The sequence below is a fragment of the Bradyrhizobium erythrophlei genome, from assembly GCF_900129425.1.
Classification (GTDB): Bacteria; Pseudomonadota; Alphaproteobacteria; order Rhizobiales; family Xanthobacteraceae; genus Bradyrhizobium; species Bradyrhizobium erythrophlei_C.
In genome coordinates this window covers 6,807,138-6,827,586 of sequence record NZ_LT670817.1, presented here as the reverse complement: position 1 = coordinate 6,827,586, position 20,449 = coordinate 6,807,138, and the positions used below count along the sequence as shown (strand labels likewise).

At 64.1% G+C, this 20,449-nt stretch carries 22 protein-coding genes; 4 read left to right on the top strand and 18 right to left on the bottom strand.

Features of this window, described 5'->3' with window-relative positions:
* Positions 1-143: 143 nt before the first annotated feature.
* The gene (locus B5527_RS32550; protein ID WP_079605149.1) at positions 144-1,130 is read right to left on the bottom strand and encodes a bifunctional riboflavin kinase/FAD synthetase; all 987 of its coding nucleotides are present in this window, start codon (positions 1,128-1,130) and stop codon (positions 144-146) included.
* Between the two features lie 237 nt (positions 1,131-1,367).
* Here B5527_RS32550 and B5527_RS32545 point away from each other — a divergent pair, with 237 nt between their 5' ends.
* Positions 1,368-1,763: a response regulator gene (locus tag B5527_RS32545; protein ID WP_079605148.1), complete on the top strand. Its 396-nt coding sequence runs from the start codon at positions 1,368-1,370 to the stop codon at positions 1,761-1,763.
* Between the two features lie 155 nt (positions 1,764-1,918).
* Here B5527_RS32545 and B5527_RS32540 read toward each other — a convergent pair whose 3' ends face one another.
* The 10 genes from B5527_RS32540 to uvrC form a co-directional block, all read right to left on the bottom strand.
* A complete protein-coding gene (locus B5527_RS32540) occupies positions 1,919-2,773 on the bottom strand; it encodes a TIGR01459 family HAD-type hydrolase (RefSeq protein WP_079605147.1) in 855 nt (284 codons plus the stop codon).
* 15 nt (positions 2,774-2,788) lie between these two features.
* The gene (locus B5527_RS32535; protein ID WP_079607684.1) at positions 2,789-4,222 is read right to left on the bottom strand and encodes an EAL domain-containing protein; all 1,434 of its coding nucleotides are present in this window, start codon (positions 4,220-4,222) and stop codon (positions 2,789-2,791) included.
* Positions 4,223-4,388: 166 nt separating this feature from the next.
* Entirely contained in the window at positions 4,389-4,979 is a 591-nt protein-coding gene (locus tag B5527_RS32530) for a phage holin family protein (protein ID WP_079607683.1), read from the bottom strand.
* A gap of 269 nt (positions 4,980-5,248) precedes the next feature.
* Entirely contained in the window at positions 5,249-6,595 is a 1,347-nt protein-coding gene (locus B5527_RS32525) for an aspartate aminotransferase family protein (protein WP_079605146.1), read from the bottom strand.
* Positions 6,596-6,692: 97 nt separating this feature from the next.
* The gene (locus B5527_RS32520; RefSeq protein WP_079605145.1) at positions 6,693-7,433 is read right to left on the bottom strand and encodes a sensor histidine kinase; all 741 of its coding nucleotides are present in this window, start codon (positions 7,431-7,433) and stop codon (positions 6,693-6,695) included.
* 124 nt (positions 7,434-7,557) lie between these two features.
* Positions 7,558-8,523: a 50S ribosomal protein L3 N(5)-glutamine methyltransferase gene (prmB, locus tag B5527_RS32515; RefSeq protein ID WP_079605144.1), complete on the bottom strand. Its 966-nt coding sequence runs from the start codon at positions 8,521-8,523 to the stop codon at positions 7,558-7,560.
* Positions 8,523-8,990, bottom strand: coding sequence for a molybdenum cofactor biosynthesis protein MoaE (locus B5527_RS32510; protein WP_079605143.1), 468 nt, complete (start codon positions 8,988-8,990; stop codon positions 8,523-8,525). Before B5527_RS32510 ends, prmB begins: the two co-directional genes overlap by 1 nt.
* A 24-nt stretch (positions 8,991-9,014) precedes the next feature.
* Positions 9,015-9,266, bottom strand: coding sequence for a molybdopterin converting factor subunit 1 (gene moaD / locus B5527_RS32505; RefSeq protein WP_079605142.1), 252 nt, complete (start codon positions 9,264-9,266; stop codon positions 9,015-9,017).
* Positions 9,263-9,880: a CDP-diacylglycerol--glycerol-3-phosphate 3-phosphatidyltransferase gene (pgsA, locus tag B5527_RS32500; protein ID WP_079605141.1), complete on the bottom strand. Its 618-nt coding sequence runs from the start codon at positions 9,878-9,880 to the stop codon at positions 9,263-9,265. The genes moaD and pgsA overlap by 4 nt, the downstream gene beginning before the upstream one ends.
* A 91-nt stretch (positions 9,881-9,971) precedes the next feature.
* On the bottom strand, positions 9,972-12,050 hold the full coding sequence (gene uvrC / locus B5527_RS32495; RefSeq protein ID WP_079605140.1) for an excinuclease ABC subunit UvrC: 2,079 nt from the start codon (positions 12,048-12,050) through the stop codon (positions 9,972-9,974).
* Between the two features lie 234 nt (positions 12,051-12,284).
* Between uvrC and B5527_RS32490 the strand changes: the two genes are divergently transcribed.
* Entirely contained in the window at positions 12,285-12,908 is a 624-nt protein-coding gene (locus tag B5527_RS32490; protein WP_079605139.1) for an outer membrane protein, read from the top strand.
* Between the two features lie 95 nt (positions 12,909-13,003).
* On the opposite strand, the gene B5527_RS32485 is transcribed toward B5527_RS32490, so the two are convergent.
* The 4 genes from B5527_RS32485 to B5527_RS32470 all read right to left on the bottom strand — a co-directional run bounded on the left by B5527_RS32485 (position 13,004) and on the right by B5527_RS32470 (position 15,842).
* Entirely contained in the window at positions 13,004-13,219 is a 216-nt protein-coding gene (locus B5527_RS32485) for a cold-shock protein (protein WP_029583338.1), read from the bottom strand.
* 310 nt (positions 13,220-13,529) lie between these two features.
* Positions 13,530-14,390, bottom strand: a complete 861-nt coding sequence (locus B5527_RS32480; protein ID WP_079605138.1) for a 23S rRNA (adenine(2030)-N(6))-methyltransferase RlmJ — start codon at positions 14,388-14,390, stop codon at positions 13,530-13,532.
* A gap of 148 nt (positions 14,391-14,538) precedes the next feature.
* On the bottom strand, positions 14,539-15,243 hold the full coding sequence (locus B5527_RS32475; RefSeq protein ID WP_079605137.1) for a ribonuclease T2 family protein: 705 nt from the start codon (positions 15,241-15,243) through the stop codon (positions 14,539-14,541).
* 128 nt (positions 15,244-15,371) lie between these two features.
* Complete coding sequence (locus B5527_RS32470; protein ID WP_079605136.1) at positions 15,372-15,842, bottom strand: hypothetical protein; 471 nt, start codon at positions 15,840-15,842, stop codon at positions 15,372-15,374.
* 163 nt (positions 15,843-16,005) lie between these two features.
* On the opposite strand from B5527_RS32470, the gene B5527_RS32465 reads away from it, so the two are divergent.
* Positions 16,006-16,296 carry a hypothetical protein gene (locus tag B5527_RS32465; protein ID WP_079607682.1) on the top strand — a complete coding sequence of 97 codons (291 nt, stop codon included), beginning with the start codon at positions 16,006-16,008 and terminating at the stop codon, positions 16,294-16,296.
* A gap of 39 nt (positions 16,297-16,335) precedes the next feature.
* Here B5527_RS32465 and B5527_RS32460 read toward each other — a convergent pair whose 3' ends face one another.
* The 3 genes from B5527_RS32460 to B5527_RS32450 are packed head-to-tail and all read right to left on the bottom strand — an operon-like array spanning position 16,336 to position 19,028.
* Positions 16,336-17,721, bottom strand: coding sequence for an ATP-binding protein (locus B5527_RS32460; RefSeq protein ID WP_079605135.1), 1,386 nt, complete (start codon positions 17,719-17,721; stop codon positions 16,336-16,338).
* 24 nt (positions 17,722-17,745) lie between these two features.
* Complete coding sequence (locus B5527_RS32455) at positions 17,746-18,465, bottom strand: response regulator (protein WP_079605134.1); 720 nt, start codon at positions 18,463-18,465, stop codon at positions 17,746-17,748.
* Between the two features lie 2 nt (positions 18,466-18,467).
* Entirely contained in the window at positions 18,468-19,028 is a 561-nt protein-coding gene (locus B5527_RS32450; RefSeq protein WP_079605133.1) for a MarR family winged helix-turn-helix transcriptional regulator, read from the bottom strand.
* Positions 19,029-19,266: 238 nt separating this feature from the next.
* Between B5527_RS32450 and B5527_RS32445 the strand changes: the two genes are divergently transcribed.
* Positions 19,267-20,361, top strand: a complete 1,095-nt coding sequence (locus tag B5527_RS32445; protein WP_079605132.1) for a branched-chain amino acid aminotransferase — start codon at positions 19,267-19,269, stop codon at positions 20,359-20,361.
* Positions 20,362-20,449 lie beyond the last annotated feature (88 nt).

Here is a 20,449-nt window from a genome sequence, read left to right as displayed (position 1 = left end):
GCCGCTAATGGTTATGGTGCGCCGCGCAAACATGCGGCTTTCCATAGCAGCCAGCCGCTGGATCGCAAAGCCCCGGCACATCTGCCGGCGGCGTCCCGGGTCCGCCGAAGTCGTCGAACCCGGCTGGCGAACGCGAATCGGGTTCACGCCGTGGGGGGCGGTCCGATCATCCCAAGCTGCGGAAAGGCCTCGGGCGCCGCCGCCAGCGCCGCGCGGGCGCGGGCGCTGTCGTCGTCCATCTGGCGCACCAGCGCTGCCACGCCGTCGAACTTCAATTCGTCGCGGATGAAGGCGATGAAGGCGACATCCAGCGCTTCTCCATATAGATCGCCGTTGAAATCGAACAGGAAGACTTCCAGCAGCGGCGCGCCGTTGTCGAAGGTGGGGCGACGGCCGAAGCTGGCGACGCCGTCGAAGCGCTCGGCCCCGCGGCCGACCCGCACTGCGTAGATGCCGTGCTTGAGCCCGCAATTCTTGTCGAGGCGGATATTGGCGGTGGGATAGCCGAGATCGCGGCCGCGCTTCTCGCCATGGATCACCAGGCCTGCCACGAACCATGGGCCGCCGAGCATCGCGGTGGCCTCTTCGATCTGTCCCTCTGCCAGCGCCATCCGAATCGTGCTGGAGGAGACCGGCCGCTCCGCGATATCGACATGGGGCTGCACGTCGACCTCGATGCCGAGCCGAGGCGCCTCGCTGACCAGAAGGCTCGGCGAGCCGACCCGGCCCTTGCCGAAGTGGAAGTCATAACCGACCGCGATCCCGCTGACCCCGAGCCGCTCAATCAAATCATGATGAATGAAGTCCTGCGCCGTGGTGCCGGCCCGGGCCTTGTCGAAGGTCATCACGACAGCGCCCGCGAGCCCGGTTCCGGCCAACAGCCGCAGCTTCCCGGCCTCGTCGGTGAGCCGAAACTGCGGGGTGTTCGGGCTGAAATAGCTGCGCGGGTGCGGCTCGAACGTCACCGCCAGCGCCGGCTTGCCATGCGCTCGCCCCATCTGCAGCGCCGCAGCGATCACGGCGCGGTGACCGAGATGGACGCCGTCGAAATTGCCCATCGCGACCACCGTGCCCGTGGGGATCGCGGCCGCGGGGGTGGTATCGCGGATAACGGTAAAGCCAGGCGTCATTTCTACGGATTCTCGACAGGGACCGGGTGGGAGCGGACCGTGACTTGGCCGCCCCGATGAAGTCAAGCGGGCCGAACCGGCGCCCCGCCGGGACGCGATATATTCATTCGGCTGCAGTCGGTTAACGCGCTGTTTAAGGGCTGATGCTAGTCCTGAGGGCGCGGACTGCGCGGCGTTTCGGCCGCGTAGTCTCGTTGACGGTTGTGTGGCGTTCGGTGGCGTTGCGGGGGATTCAAGATGGCGGTTGATTTGTCGATGTCGGTTCTGGTGGTGGATGACTACAACACCATGATCCGCATCATCCGGAATCTTCTCAAGCAGCTTGGGTTCGAACATATCGACGATGCCAGCGACGGGTCGGCGGCGCTCAACAAGATGCGCATCAAAAAATACGGCCTGGTGATCTCCGACTGGAACATGGAGCCAATGACCGGCTACGACCTGCTCCGGGAGGTGCGGGCCGACCCCAATCTCGCCACCACGCCGTTCATCATGATCACCGCGGAATCCAAGACCGAGAACGTGATCGCGGCCAAGAAGGCCGGCGTGAACAACTATATCGTCAAGCCGTTCAATGCCGCCACGCTGAAGACCAAGATCGAGGCGGTATTTCCGGACATGGCGAGCGCGTAAGGCGCTCAGGTTACCAGGCCATCAGCATAAAATTCGTCATGCCCGGCCTCGTGCCGGGCATCCACGTCTTTGCTGCAGGGAGTGTTAGTGCGTGGATGGCCGGGACAAGCCCGGCCATGACGATGAAGTTGTTATGACCTGGCTGCTCCGCACCCCTACCACCTCAGCTCCCGAATCAGCGCGCGCGGCGGATGGCCGAACAATTCCTTGACCGAGGCCGGGTCGAGCTGGTCGATGCCCTCAAAATCCTCGGCGTGGATGCCGCGGGTCACGAACAGGCAATCGATTCCGAAGCCGTGAGCGCCCGCCAGATCGGTCCGCACGGAATCCCCGATTGCGAGAACGCGGTTCAGCGCAATCGCATGGCCGTGGCACTGGCCGGCGAGTTCCATGGCGCGCTCATAAATAGGCCGGTGCGGCTTGCCGTAAAAGATCACTTCGCCGCCGAGTTCGCGATAGAGTTCGGCGACGGCGCCGGCGCAATAGATCAGGCGGTCGCCGCGTTCGACCACGATGTCGGGATTGGCGCAGACCAGCGTCAGGTTGCGCTCGCGCGCCTGCAGCATCATTGCGCGATAATCTTCGGCCGATTCGGTTTCGTCATCGAACAGGCCGGTGCAGACGATGTAATCGGCCTGCTCCAGCGGCGCCTGCTCGGCATCCAGCCCGCGATAGATCGAATTGTCGCGCTCCGGGCCGATCCGGAACATTTTCCGCCCCGGATGGTCGGCGACGAAATGCCGGGTCAGGTCGCCTGAGCTCACGATGGCGTCATAGGTCTCATCGGCGACGTCAAGCTTGCGCAATTGCCGCTGCACCGAGTCGGCGGGCCGCGGCGCGTTGGTGATGAGGATCACGGCGCCGCCCTGAGCGCGAAAGCTGTGAAGGGCCTCGCAGGCTTCGGGAAAGGCGACGAGACCGTTGTGAACCACGCCCCAGATGTCGCTGAGCACGACATCCACGCTGCCTATGATGTCCCGCAACTTCTCGACAAATCGGAGTGCCGTCATGGCATCGAGTGCCGGTCAGTCCGGCCCTGCGGCGCGCCGCGCCAGCGCGGCATTGCCTGTCGCGCGCGGGGGATCGATTGCCGGACTATCGATCGAAGCCGTTTTGCCAGAGCCATTGGATTCCTGCGCCTTGCTCGGAGAGGTCCCGCCGGTAGCAGATGCCCCCTCAGGCCGCAACGGCCGGGGTGGGGCAAACAGGAAACCCTGCCCGAACCGCACGTCGTAATCGAGCAGGTCGACCACCGCGCGCTCGCCCTCGATCCGTTCAGCGATCAGGTCGATGCCGAAGCGGCCGAGCAGATCCGACAGGTCGGAGGGGTGAATGTCGGACGCCGAAGTCTGCCTTTGATCGAGCAACAGCGCGGCCGGCACCTTGATGAAGCGGACGCCGCGGTCCGCCAGTTCGCGCGGCTCGATCCGCAAGTCGGTGACATGATCGATCGAGAAACGGTAGCCGCGCTGCGCCAGGGCTGCGAGATTTTCACTCTCGGCAGGGCTCAGATTGCGGAACGTCGCCTGCTTGAATTCGAGCACGAATGAGGACGCCAGCGCGCGATTGGCTTCGAGGAAATCGAGGCATTGCGCAAAGGTGGCGGCGTTGCCCAAGGTCGCCGCGGCGACGTTGCAGAATACCCCGACGTCCTTGTTGCGCACCATCAGGCGGCGCAGCACCTGCACGCACTTCAACATCACCATGTGATCGATTCGCCCGATCAGCCCCGCTGCTTCCGCAACCGAGATGAAATCGTCGGCGGCGAGCATCTGATCCTTGTCGTCGCGTAACCGCGTCACCGCTTCGTAGAATCGCACCTTGCGCTGCGGCAATGTCACCATCGGCTGCAGAAAGATATCGATCCGGTTTTCCTCCACCGCGTTTTTTACCGCGGTAAGGATTTGCGCCAGGCTGCGGGAGGGCGCGGTCTGTTCGGCGAGTGCGACCGGCGCAGCCGAGGCGGTGGGAACGCCGGTATCCTCGGCGGATAACGGTGTCGCATTTTGCTGTTCATTGTCCGGCTTGCGTGCGGGCGCCGCAGTCGGCACATTCGAGGCCAGCATTTCGTCATGGCTCGCGACGGAGACCGCGAGCTGCTTGACCAGCACGCCCAGTTCGCCGATCTCGCCGACCACGGCCTGAATGCGGTCCGCGCCCGCGGAATTTGCCGAGACCACCTTGCCCTCGACGGCCGCCAGCCGGCGCCCGAATTCAGCGACCTGGCGCGCGAGATCGGCGGTGCCGCGCGACAAATCCGCGATCTGGCCACCGACGTCGGTGCGGTCGCGCAGCCGCATCGATACGGCGTTGTAGAGGATCAGAAAGGTCAGGGCCGTAAGCGCGACGATCGCTGATTCCATTCCGCTGATGCCGGCGACGGAATACAGGATCAGGCCGAGGGACGCTGCGACCAGCACCATGCAGATGGCGATGAAAATCGTGGAAATGCGGATCATGTTACGCGGAAGGCCCTCATGTCCCTGGGCTTGGAAGCGGTTGACAGTCCGGTGCGCGGCTCCAAGCAGCTGCAACACTAGCATTAATGTTGATTCGTCAGGATCAATATCGTTGTGGCCGCAATCAGGAGCAGATTGTCGCTGGGCTCGGACCCGCGGCCGGGCATCAGGCTTCCGTTCGTCGGGTCTGCTGCCGTCGCCTCGCGGCCGCCCAGCCCAATAACGTCGCGATCAAGATCAAGCCGGCGGACAACCGCTTGTTATCTGGTGTTGGCCGAGTTCCTGATTTCAGCCGCCGGCGCGGGCGCGACACTGGGGCCGACGGAGCCTTCAGGATGGCCGCGGCGGTATCCCTCGCGGCCTCGATCTGATCTGGCTTGATCGGGCTGGCCTTGATGGCGACGCGCAGACGGCTCGCGAGGGTCGGAAAATGCGGCGGCGGGCGCTTGAGCCTGCTTGCGGCCAATCCGGCGCAGATGGCGGCGATCACCAGCAGCAAGGCACCGACGACACCAAACGCCTGAAACATCCCATAATTGATTTCAATCCAGCGAAACAGCGCTGCGGTGCCGACCAAAAAGGCGGCCAGCAAAAAGATTCCCGCCGCCGCAAACAAACCAGCGGCAACGGCATAGGATGTGACGGTCCCCGTCGCCTGGTTGGTCCGATCGCGCAAATACGACCGCGTCGCCAACTTGATCTGGTTCAGTTTGAGAGCCAGCCCGGTGCGCAGCAGGCCGCTCGATGGCGCCAGCATGTCCGTCATCCCTCCGCCGGCAGGGACAATTTTTGTCCTTGCCGGGGTTGAACGTGGATGCGTTTCGAATGTTCCGTGCGGCTGAAGCGCCGGTGCGCTCCCTCGCCCCGCTCTCGCGGGGTCGAGACGAGCGAAGCTCGCTCTTAGAGGGTTGGGGTGAGGGGCTCTTTGCAGCGAGCGCGACTCGCGGATGGTCCTCCTCACCCGAAATTCGCTAACGCGAATTTCGACCTCTCCCCGCAAGCGGGGCGAGGTTGAGAGGCGGGCCGCTACGCCACCGCGCGGATCACCTTGGCGAGCTTCTCGACGATCTCGCCGATCTGGTCTTCGCTGATGATCAGCGGCGGCGTCAACGCCAGCGTATCGCCGGCGACGCGCAGCATCAGGTCGTTGTCGTGGAACGCGCTGTTCAGCCCGTCGAAGCCGCGCTTGCCCGGCAGGTCCGGGCGCGGCGCGAGATCGATGCCCGCCGTCAGACCCACGGTGCGGATGTCCACCACGTTCGGCTCGCCCCTCAGCGACATCACCGCGTCGGCGAATTTCGACTCCAGCTTGTTGGCGCGCTCGAACAGCTTTTCGTCGCGATAGATATCGAGCGTGGCGAGCGCTGCGGCACAGGCCAGCGGATGCGCCGAATAGGTATAGCCATGTGTCAGCTCCACGACGTGCTCCGGGCCGCTCATGAAGGCGTCGTGGATGGTATCGCGCACCAAAACGCCGCCCATTGGGGCCGCGCCGTTGGTGATGCCCTTGGCGAAGGTGAGCAGGTCCGGCACCACGCCGTAACGTTCCGCGGCGAAGGCGAAGCCGAGCCGGCCGTAACCGGTGATGACCTCGTCGAAGATCAGCAGGATGCCGTGCTTCTGGGTGATCTCGCGCAGCCGCTTGAGGTATCCCTTCGGCGCCGGCAATACGCCGGTCGATCCCGCCATCGGCTCGACGATCACGGCGGCGATGGTGGAGGCGCCGTGCAGGTTGACCAGTCGCTCGAGCTCATCGGCGAAATGCGCGCCGTATTCCGGCTCGCCCTTGGTGAAGGCCTGCTTCTCGCGGTCATAGGTCGCGGGAAGATGATCGACCCCGGCCAGCAGCGTTCCGAACATCTTGCGGTTGCCGACGATGCCGCCCACCGAGGTACCGCCGAAGCCGACGCCGTGATAGCCACGCTCGCGGCCGATCAGCCGGGTGCGGCTGCCCTGGCCCTGGATCTGGTGATAGGCCAGCGCGATCTTGAGCGCGGTGTCGGCGGCCTCCGATCCGGAATTGCAGAAGAAAACGTGATCGAGCCCGGCGGGCGCGAGATCGGCGATGCGGCTGGCGAGCTCAAAGGCCTGCGGAATGCCGAACTGGAACGGCGGCGCATAATCCAGGGTCTCGGCCTGCTTGGCGATTGCCGCGGCGATCTGGCTGCGGCCATGGCCGGCGTTGGTGCACCACATGCCCGAGGCGGCGTCGATGATCTTGCGGCCGTCGACGGTAAAATAATGCATGTCCTTGGCGCCGGCGAGAAGCCTCGGCGCTTTTTTGAAGGCCCGGTTGGCGGTGAACGGCATCCAGTGCGCGGCGAGGTCGTTGGGCACGTTGACGGCGGCGGGGCGTGGGCTCTTGTCGAGCATGGGGGCCTCTTCAAGTTTTGGGGTAGGGCAGCTGCCGCGCAGAGTATCAGCTTCGCCGGGCGACGGAAACCGACAACTCCGCCACGTTTATTTCAGCTCAATCGGGTGGCTTCAGGGAGCTTAAGGGGACGTCGAGGACGTAGAAGAAACCTGTGGGCGCATAGCTCATCTCGACCTTGCCGTGCAACTGCTTGCCGAGTGTCTCGATCAGCCGGGTCCCGAAACTTTGCCGGGCCGGCGTGTGGACTGCCGGACCGCCGTTTTCGGTCCAGGTCAGACGCAGCCGCTGGTTTCCTTGATCGATGGTCCAGGCGATCTCGATACGTCCGGGGGGTACCGACAGCGCGCCGAATTTGGTGGCGTTGGTGCAGAGTTCGTTGAGCGTCATCGCCAATGCGATCACCGCGCCCGACACAATCTTGAGGTTGGGGCCTCCAATCGAAAACTTGCCTTCGCCCTCACCGTCATAGGGCTCGGTCGCACCCTGGACGATGTGGGCAAGGTCGGCGCTTGACCAGCGCGCCTGCAGCAACAGATCGTGGGCACGGCCCAGCGCCAATAGCCGGCTCTCGATCGCATGCTGGCCGTGCTCGATGCTGGTTGCGGCGCGCAGGCTCTGCGAGGCGATGGCGCTGACGGTCGCCAGCGTGTTTTTGATGCGGTGGTGCAGCTCTTCCAGGATGAGCTTTTGCAGCCGGTCGGCGGTCTCGCGTTGCTCGGCGTCGATACCGGCCTGTGCCAGCAACGCCAGGGCATCGATACTCGCCTGCTCGAGCAGCATCCGCAGGCCGACATTCTCGGCCTTCAGAAACTCCTGCGGAACGGTCGGGCCGGCCATCGATCACATCGTCCCAGAGGACTTCCAGTTCGGTTGCTATCGGCCGTTGTTATCACGGTTTTTGCCGGACGATACGGCTATTTCCGGTACCGGACATATGACCGTCGGCCTTGCGGCGGGGAACTCACAAATCTGCTACGCCGATCCAGAATACCTCGCCCTCGGAATCTTCGGTATCGAGCCACAGCAGCGGCAATTGCGGAAATGCGGCTTCGAGCCATTCGCGGCCACGGCCGATCTCGCATAACAGCCCGCCCTGCGGCGTCAGGTGGCCGGCGGCCTCGTCCAGGATGCGACGGACGACGTCGAGCCCATCGGCGCCTCCATCGAAGGCGAGCTTCGGCTCGGCCCGGCATTCGCGCGGCAATGCCGCCATCCCTTCCGCGTCGACATAGGGCGGATTGGAAATAATCAGATCGTAACGCTCGCCGCCGATCGGCCCGAACAGGTCGCCCCGATACAATTTCACCCTGTCTTCGAGGCCATACTCGGCAACGTTGCGGGCGGCGACTTCGAGCGCGCCGCTGGAAATGTCCACCGCATCGATACGCGCATTCGGAAAACTCCGGCTCGCGAGAATCGCAAGGCACCCCGAGCCGGTGCAAAGGTCGAGCACATTTTCCACCGATGCGGGATCGCCGAGCAGCGAAGCGCCTTCCTCGTCGCTGTCGCCGCTAAAGTGAGAGTCCAGCAACTCGCCGATGAAGGAGCGCGGCACGATCACGCGCTCGTCGACATGGAAGGGCAGGCCGCGCAGGTAGATCTTGTTGACTAGGTAGGCGGCAGGTTTTCGCGTGGCGACGCGGCGCGCAATTACCTCCAGGATGGCCTTGGCCTCCCGCGCCGTGACCTGCGCGGTCGCGAACGTTTCGAACTGGTCGGGATGAAGATGCAGGGTTTCGCAAACCAGGAATGCGGCCTCGGCCACAGGGTCGGTGGTGCCGTGCGCGAACACCAGCTTTGCCTCGACGAAGCGGCTCACGGCGTAGCGGACGAAATCGAGCAGCGTCCGCAATTCGCCCGATGGAACCTTCGGCAATCTCGATGCGGAGCGGCCGCGTTTGGCCGCCGGCCTGGCGCGCTTCGCCATCAGGATTTGGTCCAGCGCGCAGCGGCGGCGTCGTCGTGCTGCCGGGCGTCGACCCAACTGGTCCCCGCAGCGCTTTCCTCGCGCTTCCAGAACGGCGCGTTGGCCTTCAGATAATCCATCAGGAACTCCGCCGCCTGGAACGCCGCCTGCCGATGCTGCGACGCCGTCAGCACCAGTACGATATTTTCGCCGGGCGTGATGCGGCCGACGCGATGGATGACGGTCAGCCCTGTCAGCGGCCAGCGCGACATCGCGGTCTCGGCGTGCCGCGCAATTTCGGCCTCCGCCATTTCGGGATAGTGCTCGAGCGTCAGCGCCGCGAGCGGCTCGCCGCCCTCGCTGCCCCGGCAAATGCCGCTGAAACTCACGACCGCGCCGATATCGGTGCGTCCGTTGGTAAGCGCCGATATTTCCTGCGCAATGTCGAAGTCGGCTTGCTGAATCCGGATGGTCACATTGGCGGTCATCGGATCACGCGCCTGTCCAACGGCTTAACCGCCGGTCATCGGCGGGAAAAAGGCAATCTCGCGGGCGCCGGCGATCACCGTATCGGATTTGACATGGGCGTGGTCGATCGCGGCGCGGATCACCCGAGGGGTCTCGAAGGCGTGGGCGTAAGCCTCGCCGCGCCCCGAAAGCCATCCCATCAGATCGTCGACGGTCCGGACGGCCGCCGGCGGTTCGACGGTCTCCTCTGATTTGCCCACCCGTTCGCGCACCCAGGCGAAATACTTGACCTTCATGCCTCATCCTCCTTGATGAGGTGATGAATGCCGGCGCGGAAATAATCCCAGCCAGTGTAGATCGTGAAGATCGCCGACAACCACAACAGCACGATCCCGATCAGGGTCGTCGAGGGCAATATCTGCTCGCCCGCCTCACCGGCAATTAGGAAGCCGATCGCGACAAGCTGCACGGTCGTCTTCCACTTCGCCAGCTTGGTCACGGGCACGCTGACCCGCAATGCGGCGAGGTATTCGCGCAGGCCCGATACCAGGATTTCGCGGCACAGGATCACGATGGCGGCCCATAGCGTCCAGCCGTGAATACTGTTGTCGGCGGCCAGCATCAGCAGGCAGGATGCGACCAATAGCTTGTCGGCGATCGGGTCGAGCATGCGGCCGAAGGCCGAATGCTGGTCCCAGATTCGTGCATAGTAGCCATCGAGATAATCCGTAACGCCGGCCGCGATGAAGACGGCCAGCGCCACCCAGCGCAGCCACAGCGGTCCATCCATGATGGATTCCGCAAAAACGCAGCCGACCACCACCGGGATGGCGGCGATTCGCGCGTAGGTCAGGATATTCGGGAGGGACAACGAACTCTTCGCTGCCCCTCTTGTCGTTGCGATGTTCATCCGCCTTACCAATACCGCCCAAGCATGAAGGTCAACCGTGGGACGCACATGATCCGTTGCCGACGACGCCAATTTGACTCGAAACCCACTTCTAGCCCGGCTGCGCGTGGAAAAACTCGAAAATCTTGCGGGCGCTTTCGGCGCTGACGCCGGGAACCTTGCCGAGATCGGCGATCGAGGCCCTTTCGATCTCCTTCAACGTTCCGAAATGATGCAGCAAAGCACGTTTGCGTGACGGGCCGATCCCGGGAATTTCCTGCAACCCAGCCTCGCGGATGTCCTTTTTGCGCAGCTTGCGGTGCGAGCCGATCACGAAGCGATGCGCCTCGTCGCGCAACCGCTGGATGAAATACAGCACCGGATCGCGCGGCTCCAGCTTGAGGGCCTCGCGGTCCGGCATGAACAGGGTTTCGCGGCCGGCGTCGCGGTCCGGCCCCTTGGCGACCGCCAGCAGCGACACCTGGGTCAGCCCCATCCCGTCGAAAATCTCCCTGACCGCGTTGAGCTGGCCGCGGCCGCCATCGATGATGACGAGGTCGGGCCATTGCGGAAACGAATCATCGTCGGCTTTGGCCTTGGCGGCATCGCCTTCGGCCGGCGGCGTCAACAGCCGCTTGAAGCGCCGCTGCAGCACCTCGCGCATCATCGCGTAATCGTCGCCCGGCGTCAGGCCCTCGGACCTGATGTTGAACTTGCGATACTGGTTTTTGATAAAACCGTCGGGCCCTGCCACGATCATGGCGCCGACCGCGTTGGTGCCCTGGATGTGGCTGTTGTCGTAGACCTCGATCCGCTTCGGCGCATGCGGCAGCCCCAGCGCGGTGACCAGTCCCTGCAGCAGCCGGCCCTGGGTCGCGGTATCGGCGAGCTTTCGGCCGAGCGCCTCGCGCGCATTGGTCAGCGCGTGCGCGATCAGTTCCTTCTTCTCGCCGCGGCGGGGCGTGGAGACTTCCACCTTGAAACCGGCCTTGATGGAGAGCGCATCAGCCAAAAGCTCGCTCTCCTCGATTCCGTGCGACAGCAGGATGAGTTTCGGGGGTGGTTTGTCGTCGTAGAACTGGGCGAGGAACGAGGCCAGCACCTCTTCCGGAGTAAAGGATTTCTCCGCACGCGGAAAATAGGCGCGGTTGCCCCAGTTCTGGCCGGTGCGGAAGAAGAACACCTCGACACAGGAATATCCGCCCTCCTGATGGATGGCGAACACGTCGGCTTCTTCCACGGTGCGCGGGTTGATGCCCTGCTGCGACTGGATCGCGGACAGCGCCGCGAGACGGTCGCGGTAAAGCGCTGCCGTTTCAAACTCCAGTTCGGCGGCGGCCTTTTCCATTTCGCCGGCAAGCTCCTGCTTCACCAACCGGCTGCGGCCGGAGAGGAAATCCGTCGCCTCGCGCACCAGCTCGGTATAGCCGGGAAAATCAATCTCGCTGGTGCACGGTCCCGAACAGCGCCGGATTTGATAGAGCAGGCAGGGCCGGGTGCGGCTTTCAAAGAATGCATCGGTGCAGGAACGCACCAGAAAGGCGCGCTGCAGCGCGGTGATGGTGCGATTGACCGCGCCCGCCGAGGCGAACGGGCCGAAATACCGGCCGGGCCGCGTCTGCGCGCCGCGATGCTTGAGGATCTGCGGCGCCCAGTGATCGCCCGTGATCAGGATATAGGGGAACGACTTGTCGTCGCGCAGCTGCACGTTGAAGCGCGGGCGCAGCTGCTTGATCAGGTTGGCCTCGAGCAGCAGCGCCTCGGTTTCGGTCGAGGTGGATATGATCTCGACCGTCACGGTGGCCGCGATCATGCGCAGGATGCGGGCCGGCTGCGGCGCGTTGACCCGCGCATAGGAGGAAAGCCGCTTGCGGACATTTTTCGCCTTGCCGACATACAGCACGTCGTTCGCGGCGTTGAGCATGCGATAGACGCCGGGCGAGGTCGGGGCATGGCGCACCGCGAGTTCGATCGCGGCATGGCCGACCGCCAGCCGGCCTTCCGGCAGCGCCTCACCGGGTTCCTCGGCGGCTTCCGGCAGCAGTGCGTCGTCTTCCTCCTCGGCGGCGGCCGTCGCGGGGTCGATATCTTCCAGCGCCGGATCCGGCGGCATCTCCGGACCAGGGGCCGCCGGTTCCGAACCGCGGCGCATGGTCGGTGCCTTCGGGCTATCGGTCGAATCCTGATCCATGGGCCTAAACTAAGCGCTGGCTTCGTGCATCGCCAGCGTGCGGCGCCGGCAGGGCCGGTTCCGGTAACGCTTTCTTAAGAATGCGAAACGGCGCGCGGCAGGCCTTAACAACCCTTTAACTTGAAAGTCTCGATAAATCTTATCGGAAAAGAGTGCAATTCCGTAACCATACGTTTCGCATTTCCCATGCACGGGATGTGTGAAAGCGGCAGTCGCGTCGGGAGAATAGACAAGATGAGCAGGTTCATTTGGCGGGCAGTGGCGTTGATCGCCTTGGTCTGGGCGGTGTCGGCGCAGGCCGCCGATCTTCCCTACGGATCGCACGCGCCCTATACCGTCAATCAGCCGCTCAACGCCTATAGCTGGGCCGGCCCCTATCTCGGCGGCAACCTCGGCTACGCCTGGGGTTCGGTCGACAACAATGTGACCAAGCCATCGGGTTTCGAGGGCGGTGTCCAGGCCGGCTACAACTGGCAACAGGGCCCTTGGGTGTTCGGCGTTGAAGGCGACATCCAGGCGACCGGCGCCGACGATACCTTTGCGCCGTGGAAATTCTCCAACCCGTGGTTCGGCACGGTGCGCGGCCGCGCCGGCTATGCCATCAACAACATCCTGTTCTATGGCACCGCCGGTCTGGCATTCGGCGAATTGCGCGGCGAGACCTTCGGCCTGTCGGAAACCCATACCGATGCGGGCTGGACCGCGGGCTTTGGCGCCGAATTCGGTTTCGCCCCGAACTGGAGCGCCAAGATCGAATTTCTTTACGTCGATCTCGCCGACAGCAACTTCACTATCACCGGCGTGCCGAACGGTTATCGGTTCGGAACGCTGCGCGCCGGCGTGAACTATCACTTCTGATAGCAATAAGAAAACGTCCTATCGCAACCTCCCGGCCGCTTCGCGGCCGGGATTTTTTTAGGACGCGCGCATTTAATTTTTTAAGATGCGCGCATTTAAGATGAAATCACGAGATTGACCGCCTTGGGGCCCTTGCCCTTCTTGTCCGGCTCGACCTCGAATGTGATGCGTTGTCCTTCGATCAGATCCTTCAAACCCGCCCGCTCCACCGCGGTGATGTGTACGAACACATCGCGGCCGCCGTCATCAGGCTTGATGAAGCCATAGCCTCGTTCGCCGTTGAAGAACTTGACCGTCCCAGTCATGGCCATCGGGAAAACTCCTGCCCGTACTGAACCGCCGCTACGCGCTTTCAGCGTATCGGCCCGACCGGAAATTCGTCGCCGGATAACTCGGCCATCGGAGCGGATCACGCAATATCGATCCGCCATTTAAAATATTTGAGGGCCTTGTCACTCCGCCGCAACCATTCGCGGAAGCGGAACGTAAAGCCGGTCTTAATGGAGGTGAGCATAATACGGTTCTTTGCAAATTGCCTACCGCTCAAATCAGACTTTTCGCGGCAACTCGGGTCGCCAGGGTTTGGGCGGCTGAAGTTCGCGCAGTCGTGACTTTGCGCAGTCAAGGTTTGGGCGTCTCCAGCCTGAACCGGCCAGCGCCGCCCTGGCCGAGCGGCTTTTCCAGTTCGGGCAGGATGGCCCGGAGTTCGCCCATCAGCGTCCACGGTGGATTGACGATCAGCAGACCCGCCGAGGCGAGGGCCTCGCCGGCGGCCTGCGGCGCGACGCTGAATTCCAGACGCAGGCATTTTCCGGGGGGCGCGCCGGCGCCCACCAGTTCGGCGACGTGGCGGGCCAGGCTGTCGGTGGCACGGCGGCTTTTCACCGGATACCAGAGCAAATAGCTGCCGGTCGGCCATTTCGTGAAAGCTTCCTCAAAACCAGCGGCCATTCGTTCGAACTCGTCCTTCGCCTCGAAGGGCGGGTCGATCAGAACCAGGCCGCGGCGCTCGTTCGGCGGCACGAAAGCCGGCAACGCCATCCAGCCGTCGAGGTCGACCACGCGGGCCTGGGTGTCGCGGCGCAGCGCGTCGATCAGGCGCTTGCGCGCCTTCGGCTCGATTTCGCACGCGGTGAGGCGATCCTGTGGCCGCAACAGCGCGCGCGCGATCAGCGGCGATCCGGGATAGGCGTTTAATTCGCGTGGGGAATTGAAGGCCCTGACGATGTCGAGATAGGGTGCAAGCAGCGGTAACGTGGTTTCCGAAAATCGCGCCTGCATCACCCGTGCGATCCCGGTGAGCCATTCGCCGCCGCGGCGGGCTTCATCGCCGGCGAGATCGTAGACCCCGGCGCCGGCATGGGTGTCGATGACGCGGAACGCCGCCGGCTTGTCCTGCAGATGACTGAGGATTCGCACCAGCACGATGTGCTTGATGACGTCGGCAAAGCCGCCGGCGTGAAAGGCGTGACGGTAGTTCATCAGGAAAGCTTATGGCCGTTTGGAGAAGACATGTTGCGTCTTCTAGCCGTCATGGCGGGGCTTGTCCCGGCCATCCACGCCTTTAGCGAACAAGGTGAAGGAAAACGTGGATGCCCGGCACAGGGCCGGGCATGACGATGGAGGGAAATCAGCCACCCCGCATCGGCGGCATCACCACTTGGTCGCGGCGGCAGGCGCGGCGGTCGATCTCGTCGCAGGGCTGGAACTGGAGATCCTTGCTCATGCAGATCCGCACTTCGCTGAGCCGCGTCCGGTCGCAGGTCACCGCGATCGCGGAAGCGCTCAGGCCGGGATTGGCCTTAATGAAGGCGTCCTCGATCTCGGCCGGCGGGACGGTCTTCGGCTCCGACAATTCGAGGTATTCCGGCGGAATTTTCACCGCGGCGCGCGCTTTCCGGATGGTCTCGAAATAGGCCCGCGGGCCCATGCCCGAACAGGTGCCGTGCTTGTCCCATTCGTTGAAGATCAGTCCCGGCGCCGGCATCAGGTCGAGCATCGAGGACATGATATTGCGATCGAGCCGCGGCGGCGGCCGCTGGCAATATTCGGGAAAGCCGTGCTCATATTGCGGCCACAGGCCGTGGACCACAAAGGAAAACGGCCGCTCGCCGCACTGGGCCTGCGAACGTCGGCCATTGCCGCGCTCCGACGCCTCCTCGCAAAAGGAAGGCGACCACGACAGCGACAGCACATAATAGTCGAAATCGCCGGGCGCATTCTGCCGGCGATCCTGCGCCGACGCCGTTCCAGCGATGCCGGTTAGCGCCGCGGCGGCGAACAGGCCCAGCGAGATCAAAAACCGCGCAATCCAAACCGATCGAAAATGAAACATGCCGACGTCCCCTCCATAATTGCCAGGAAGCCTAGCAGGCGGCGGGAACATTTCAAGAACAAAAACAGAAGAAAAAGGCTTCGGAGCCCAAATTCGTCAAGTTCAAGGTCGGGAAAAGAGCCTGGAAATCAGGGCCGGGCGGACCGGCAGTTCGGATTGTAGGCCCAGTTGCGATCGAGCCCGGTCACGCACCATTCGACGCCCTGGCCGATGCCGGCAAAGCCGCCATCCTCGATGATCGAGTAGTGCACGGTGCGCTGCTTGCCGTCGCTCATCATGACGTCGGCGCTGCAATAGCGGCGCGGAATGTTGTCGGACTGCCAGGGCCGGAACGCGGTTTCGGTGATCCGGCCATAGGCGGTGATCTGCAGCGCGGAATTCCAGAAGGTGCTCTCTTTTTCCTGGAACTGGGAGGTAATGGTGCCGAGGGCGGCCTCGCACGGCTTGACCCGCCCGTCATATTGGGGGCCGAACAGTCCGAAATTCAGCTCCAGCGGATTGGCGGCCTCGGCCGCCTGACCAAAGGCAAACAGCCCCAACACCACGCCGAGCGCGGCGCCAAGACCGAGTCTTTTCGAGGAGGTGAAGAGGTCGCGCATGGGAATCCGCCTGATGATCCGAGGCCAGACGGTGCCGCGAAGCCCGCACGAGGTCAAGTGCAGCGCGGCAACACCTTGCCGATAACTCCGCGCCGGACCGTGAGCGTTCTTTTAATGCCGGCGGATGCGCATTATGGTGCGCCCGAGCCAAATGGAGTCTGCGATGCGAATGATTGGGGCGGCGAGCTTGGTCGCCGTGTGCGGGATACTGGCGTGCGCGCCGGCGCGGGCCGATACCGTGCCAGCGTTCAAGGGCAACGATACCGGCGGCATTATTGCCTATTCGGTGGCCCAGCAGGCGGATGCCCGCCAGCTTGCGGTCGATCATTGTGCGCGTTACGGCAAGGTGGTGAAGTTCCTCGCCGTCGACCCGCAGTACGGCGGCTACCTTTCCTTTGCCTGCCGCTGGGTGCCGTACGGTGCCGAACAACGGCCGCTGCGCACGCGTTACTAGACCCGGCCCGTCCCATCTCTCTGGCGCTGCGGATCCCCGTCAGACCGGGATCCGTACCGTGGCGCGAAGGCCGCCCATCGGGCTGTCGCCGAGCATGATGTCGCCGCCATGCGAGCGGGCGATGTCACGCGCAATCGCGAGCCCAAGCCCGGTGCCGCCTTCGTCCTGGTTGCGGGCATCGTCGAGCCGCAGGAACGGCTTGAACACTTCCTCGCGCATCGAGTGGGGAATCCCCGGCCCGTCGTCGTCGATCGTCACGGTCAGATAACGGTGATCGCGGTGGCCGGTGATCGAGATCGCATTGGCGTGGCGCGCGGCGTTGGAGACGAGGTTGGCAAGGCAGCGCTTGAACGAAGCCGGCTTCACCGTCACAACAGGCAGTCCGTGGAACGCCACCGTCGCTGCATGGCCGTTGCGTTCGGCGTCGCTGCGCAGCTCCTCCAGCGCCAGCGCCATGTCGGTCGGCTGCGCCTGCTCGCCGCTGTCGCCGCGCGCGAAAGCCAGATAATCCTCCAGCATGCCCGACATCTCGTCGACATCCCGGCGCATGCCGTCGACCTCGGGACTGTCGCCGATCAGCGCCAGCTCCAGCTTGAAGCGGGTCAGGATGGTGCGCAGATCGTGCGACACCCCCGCCAGCATCGCGGTGCGCTGCTCGATCGAGCGCTCGATGCGCGATTTCATCTCGAGGAAGGCCCCGGCGGCGCGGCGCACTTCGCGCGCGCCGCGGGGGCGGAAGTTCGGCGCCTCGCGGCCCTTGCCGAAGCTTTCGGCGGCATCGGCGAGCCGCAGGATCGGCTTGATCTGGTTGCGAAGGAACAGCACCGCAACGATCAGCAGGATCGAGGAGGTGCCGACCATCCAGAACAGGAAGATCTCCGAATTCGACGCATAGGCCGCGCTGCGCTGGGCGAACACCCGCATCACGGCGTCGTCGAGCTGGATGCGGATTTCCACCAGGCTGGAGCGGCCCACGGTATCGATCCAGAACGGTTTGCCGATCTGCCGGCCAAGCTCCACCGACAGGGTCTGGTCGAGCAACGAGAAAAACGGCTTTGGCCCGGGCGGCGGCATGTCGCCGACGGGCAGGAAATCCACCACCAGCCCCATCCGCTGTCCGATGCCGCGCAGCTGCGCGCGGTCCTTGTCCTGCGGATAACCCCTGTAGACATCCATCAGGGCGGCGACGTCCTGCACGACCGCGGCGGACAAATGCCGCGTCACCGTGTTCCAGTGCCGCTCCATGAACACGAACGCCACCACCGACTGCAGGATCACCATCGGCACGATCATGATCAGCAGCGCGCGGGCATAGAGCCCCGTCGGCATCCAGCTCTTGAACGCATTGCCCATCCAGCCATTGGCCGCGGAGACGCGCCGCGACGCGGTGCGGATCAGCGTGAGGCCGGTGTCGAGCGTGCTCATCGGACAGGGTTCACTCGGAATGGCTCACGGGGAGGCGACCAGGCGATAGCCGATGCCGCGTACCGCCTGCAGGAACAGCGGATTGGCGGGATCGCGCTCGATCTTGCGCCTGAGACGGTTGATCTGCACGTCCACGGCGCGCTCGTTGACGGTGCCGTTGCCGGTCAGCGCACTGCGCGGCACGGTGTCGCCCCGCGTCAGCGCGAGAATCCGCAGCATCTCGCGCTCGCGGTCGGTGAGGTGGATCACCTCTTCGCCCTGACGCAGTTCGCCCCGCTCCAGATGATAGACGTAAGGCCCGAACGCGACCTGCTCCAGCGTCTCCACCGGCGGCGGCGCGGAGCGCTTGAGGATATTGCCGATGCGCAGCACCAGTTCGCGCGGTTCGAACGGCTTGGCGACATAATCGTCGGCGCCGATCTGCAGGCCTTCGATCCGGCTTTCCGCTTCATGGCGCGCCGTCAGCATGATGATCGGAACCGACGATGAGGCGCGGATGAAGCGGGCGAGATCGAACCCGGTTTCGCCGGGCATCATGACGTCGAGAATCAAGAGATCGAAGTGCAGGCCGAGCAGCTTGGCGCGGGCGTCGCTGGCGCTCATCGCGGTGGTGACGCGGTAGCCTTCGCTACAGAGAAAGCGCGACAGGAGATCGCGGATGCGGCGGTCGTCGTCGACCAGCAGCAGATGCGGGGCGTCGTCGGCCGGTTGCGGCGGCGTTCGCGCGGGTGCAGCCAGGGGCACGTTTACTCCTTTGCCTTTGCCGTTGCGTTGCCGGGCCTGAGGATCGTTTCCAGCACCTTGTCGGGATCGTCCTGATCAATCATGGCGCGCAGGAACTGGCGGACCGTATCCGCGCCGGGCGGGGCGATGTCCCGCAGCGCGCGGCTGATCCGATCGGTCTGCAATCCGGCCAGCTTTGCAACCAGCGCCTCGCCCTTGGCGGTAGCGAAAAGCAGGCGCTGACGCCGGTCGTTATTGCCGGTCTTCTGCACGATATACCCTTCATCGAGCAATTGCTTGAGAACCCGTCCCAGCGACTGCTTGGTGATGCGCAGCACGTCCAGCAGGTCGGCCACCTTCAGGCCAGGATAGCGGTGGACGAAATGCAGCACCCGGTGATGTGCCCGCCCGAATCCGAAAACCTCCAGCTCATGATCGGCATCGCCGACGAAATCCCGGTAGGCGAAAAACAAAAGTTCGATGATATCCCAGCGCAAATCGGCCATCCCGGGGGCGTGGGACCGCGCCTCGGCTGCCCGCGAATCGGTATCCGGCGAAGGTCGTGAGAAAATTATGTCAGCCATATTGACGTATCTTGGGTTCAATGTTACAAAACCATCAGCCGCAGCGAAACAATAGGTCGTATCGCCTGCGGTGACGGCGGCCTGAGAAGCCCAGAAGGCGGCGACGGCCGCGAATTTGTCTACCCTTGAGATTGTCGAGCGGCAGTTCGGCAAACATACTGGACTTCCGCCTTCCACAAAAGCATGTCCTACGCTTAACGGACTTAGCCGCAACGACGACAGTCAGGGACCTGCCCCGATGAACGCCCACCAGAAGATCGCCTTTTCCTGCAGCCCGACATCAAAACCCGTTGGCGCCGACGCCCGGGCGGACCTGCTCAAGGATCCCGGCTTCGGGCGCGTCTTCACCGATCACATGGTGACCATCCGCTGGACCAAGGATCGCGGCTGGCACGACGCCCAGGTGCGCGCCCGGGAACCGATCTCTCTCGACCCCGCCGCCGCCGTGCTGCACTACGGCCAGGAAATTTTCGAAGGCCTGAAGGCCTATACGCGTGCCGACGGCAGCATCGCCTTGTTCCGGCCCGAACAGAATGCGCGCCGCTTTCGGGCCTCTGCCGCGCGTCTGGCCATGCCGGAACTGCCGGAATCGGTGTTCCTGCAGGCTGTCGATGAGCTGGTAAAGATCGATTCGGCCTGGATTCCCGGCGACGAAGGCAGTCTCTATCTGCGCCCCTTCATGTTCGCGACCGAGGCTTTTCTCGGCGTCCGGCCGTCCTACGAATATCTCTTCGTCCTGATCGCCAGCTCCGTCGGCGCCTACTTCAAGGGCGGCGCCAAGGCCGTCACCGTGTGGCTCAGCGACCGCTATACGCGCGCGGCCGAGGGCGGCACCGGCGCGGTCAAATGCGGCGGCAATTACGCCGCCAGCCTGCTCGCCCAGGCCGAGGCGATCGAACACGGCTGCGATCAGGTCGTGTTCCTCGATGCGGCCGAGCATCGCTGGATCGAGGAACTCGGCGGCATGAACGTCTTCTTCGTCTTCGACGACGGCTCCCTGACCACGCCGCCGCTGAGCGGCACGATCCTGCCGGGCATCACCCGGGATTCGATCATCACGCTCGCCCGCGGCGAAGGCCGCACGGTCCGCGAAGCGCGCTACAGCATCGAGCAATGGCGCGCCGACGCCGCGAGCGGCAAGCTGCGCGAAGCCTTCGCCTGCGGCACCGCCGCGGTGGTCTCGGCGATCGGCCGGATCAAGAGCGCCAATGGCGATATCGTGATCGGCGACGGCGATGGCGGCCCGATCACCGCCGCGCTGAAGGCGAAGCTCGTCGGCATCCAGCGCGGCGACGTCGCGGACGCCGAGGGCTGGGTGCGCAAGATCGCGTAGGGATGATTCTCGTGTCCCGGACGCGGTGCAGCGCTCTTCGCGCTGCCCCGCAGAGCCGGGACCCAAAACCGCTCCGGCCGCCAATGGA

Coding starts and splice junctions, on each gene's coding strand:
- B5527_RS32550 (WP_079605149.1), bottom strand. CDS start 1,130: ATGACGCCTGGCTTTACCGTTATCCGCGATACCACCCCCGCGGCCGCG.
- B5527_RS32545 (WP_079605148.1), top strand. CDS start 1,368: ATGGCGGTTGATTTGTCGATGTCGGTTCTGGTGGTGGATGACTACAAC.
- B5527_RS32540 (WP_079605147.1), bottom strand. CDS start 2,773: ATGACGGCACTCCGATTTGTCGAGAAGTTGCGGGACATCATAGGCAGC.
- B5527_RS32535 (WP_079607684.1), bottom strand. CDS start 4,222: ATGATCCGCATTTCCACGATTTTCATCGCCATCTGCATGGTGCTGGTC.
- B5527_RS32530 (WP_079607683.1), bottom strand. CDS start 4,979: ATGCTGGCGCCATCGAGCGGCCTGCTGCGCACCGGGCTGGCTCTCAAA.
- B5527_RS32525 (WP_079605146.1), bottom strand. CDS start 6,595: ATGCTCGACAAGAGCCCACGCCCCGCCGCCGTCAACGTGCCCAACGAC.
- B5527_RS32520 (WP_079605145.1), bottom strand. CDS start 7,433: ATGGCCGGCCCGACCGTTCCGCAGGAGTTTCTGAAGGCCGAGAATGTC.
- prmB (WP_079605144.1), bottom strand. CDS start 8,523: ATGGCGAAGCGCGCCAGGCCGGCGGCCAAACGCGGCCGCTCCGCATCG.
- B5527_RS32510 (WP_079605143.1), bottom strand. CDS start 8,990: ATGACCGCCAATGTGACCATCCGGATTCAGCAAGCCGACTTCGACATT.
- moaD (WP_079605142.1), bottom strand. CDS start 9,266: ATGAAGGTCAAGTATTTCGCCTGGGTGCGCGAACGGGTGGGCAAATCA.
- pgsA (WP_079605141.1), bottom strand. CDS start 9,880: ATGAACATCGCAACGACAAGAGGGGCAGCGAAGAGTTCGTTGTCCCTC.
- uvrC (WP_079605140.1), bottom strand. CDS start 12,050: ATGGATCAGGATTCGACCGATAGCCCGAAGGCACCGACCATGCGCCGC.
- B5527_RS32490 (WP_079605139.1), top strand. CDS start 12,285: ATGAGCAGGTTCATTTGGCGGGCAGTGGCGTTGATCGCCTTGGTCTGG.
- B5527_RS32485 (WP_029583338.1), bottom strand. CDS start 13,219: ATGGCCATGACTGGGACGGTCAAGTTCTTCAACGGCGAACGAGGCTAT.
- B5527_RS32480 (WP_079605138.1), bottom strand. CDS start 14,390: ATGAACTACCGTCACGCCTTTCACGCCGGCGGCTTTGCCGACGTCATC.
- B5527_RS32475 (WP_079605137.1), bottom strand. CDS start 15,243: ATGTTTCATTTTCGATCGGTTTGGATTGCGCGGTTTTTGATCTCGCTG.
- B5527_RS32470 (WP_079605136.1), bottom strand. CDS start 15,842: ATGCGCGACCTCTTCACCTCCTCGAAAAGACTCGGTCTTGGCGCCGCG.
- B5527_RS32465 (WP_079607682.1), top strand. CDS start 16,006: ATGCGAATGATTGGGGCGGCGAGCTTGGTCGCCGTGTGCGGGATACTG.
- B5527_RS32460 (WP_079605135.1), bottom strand. CDS start 17,721: ATGAGCACGCTCGACACCGGCCTCACGCTGATCCGCACCGCGTCGCGG.
- B5527_RS32450 (WP_079605133.1), bottom strand. CDS start 19,028: ATGGCTGACATAATTTTCTCACGACCTTCGCCGGATACCGATTCGCGG.
- B5527_RS32445 (WP_079605132.1), top strand. CDS start 19,267: ATGAACGCCCACCAGAAGATCGCCTTTTCCTGCAGCCCGACATCAAAA.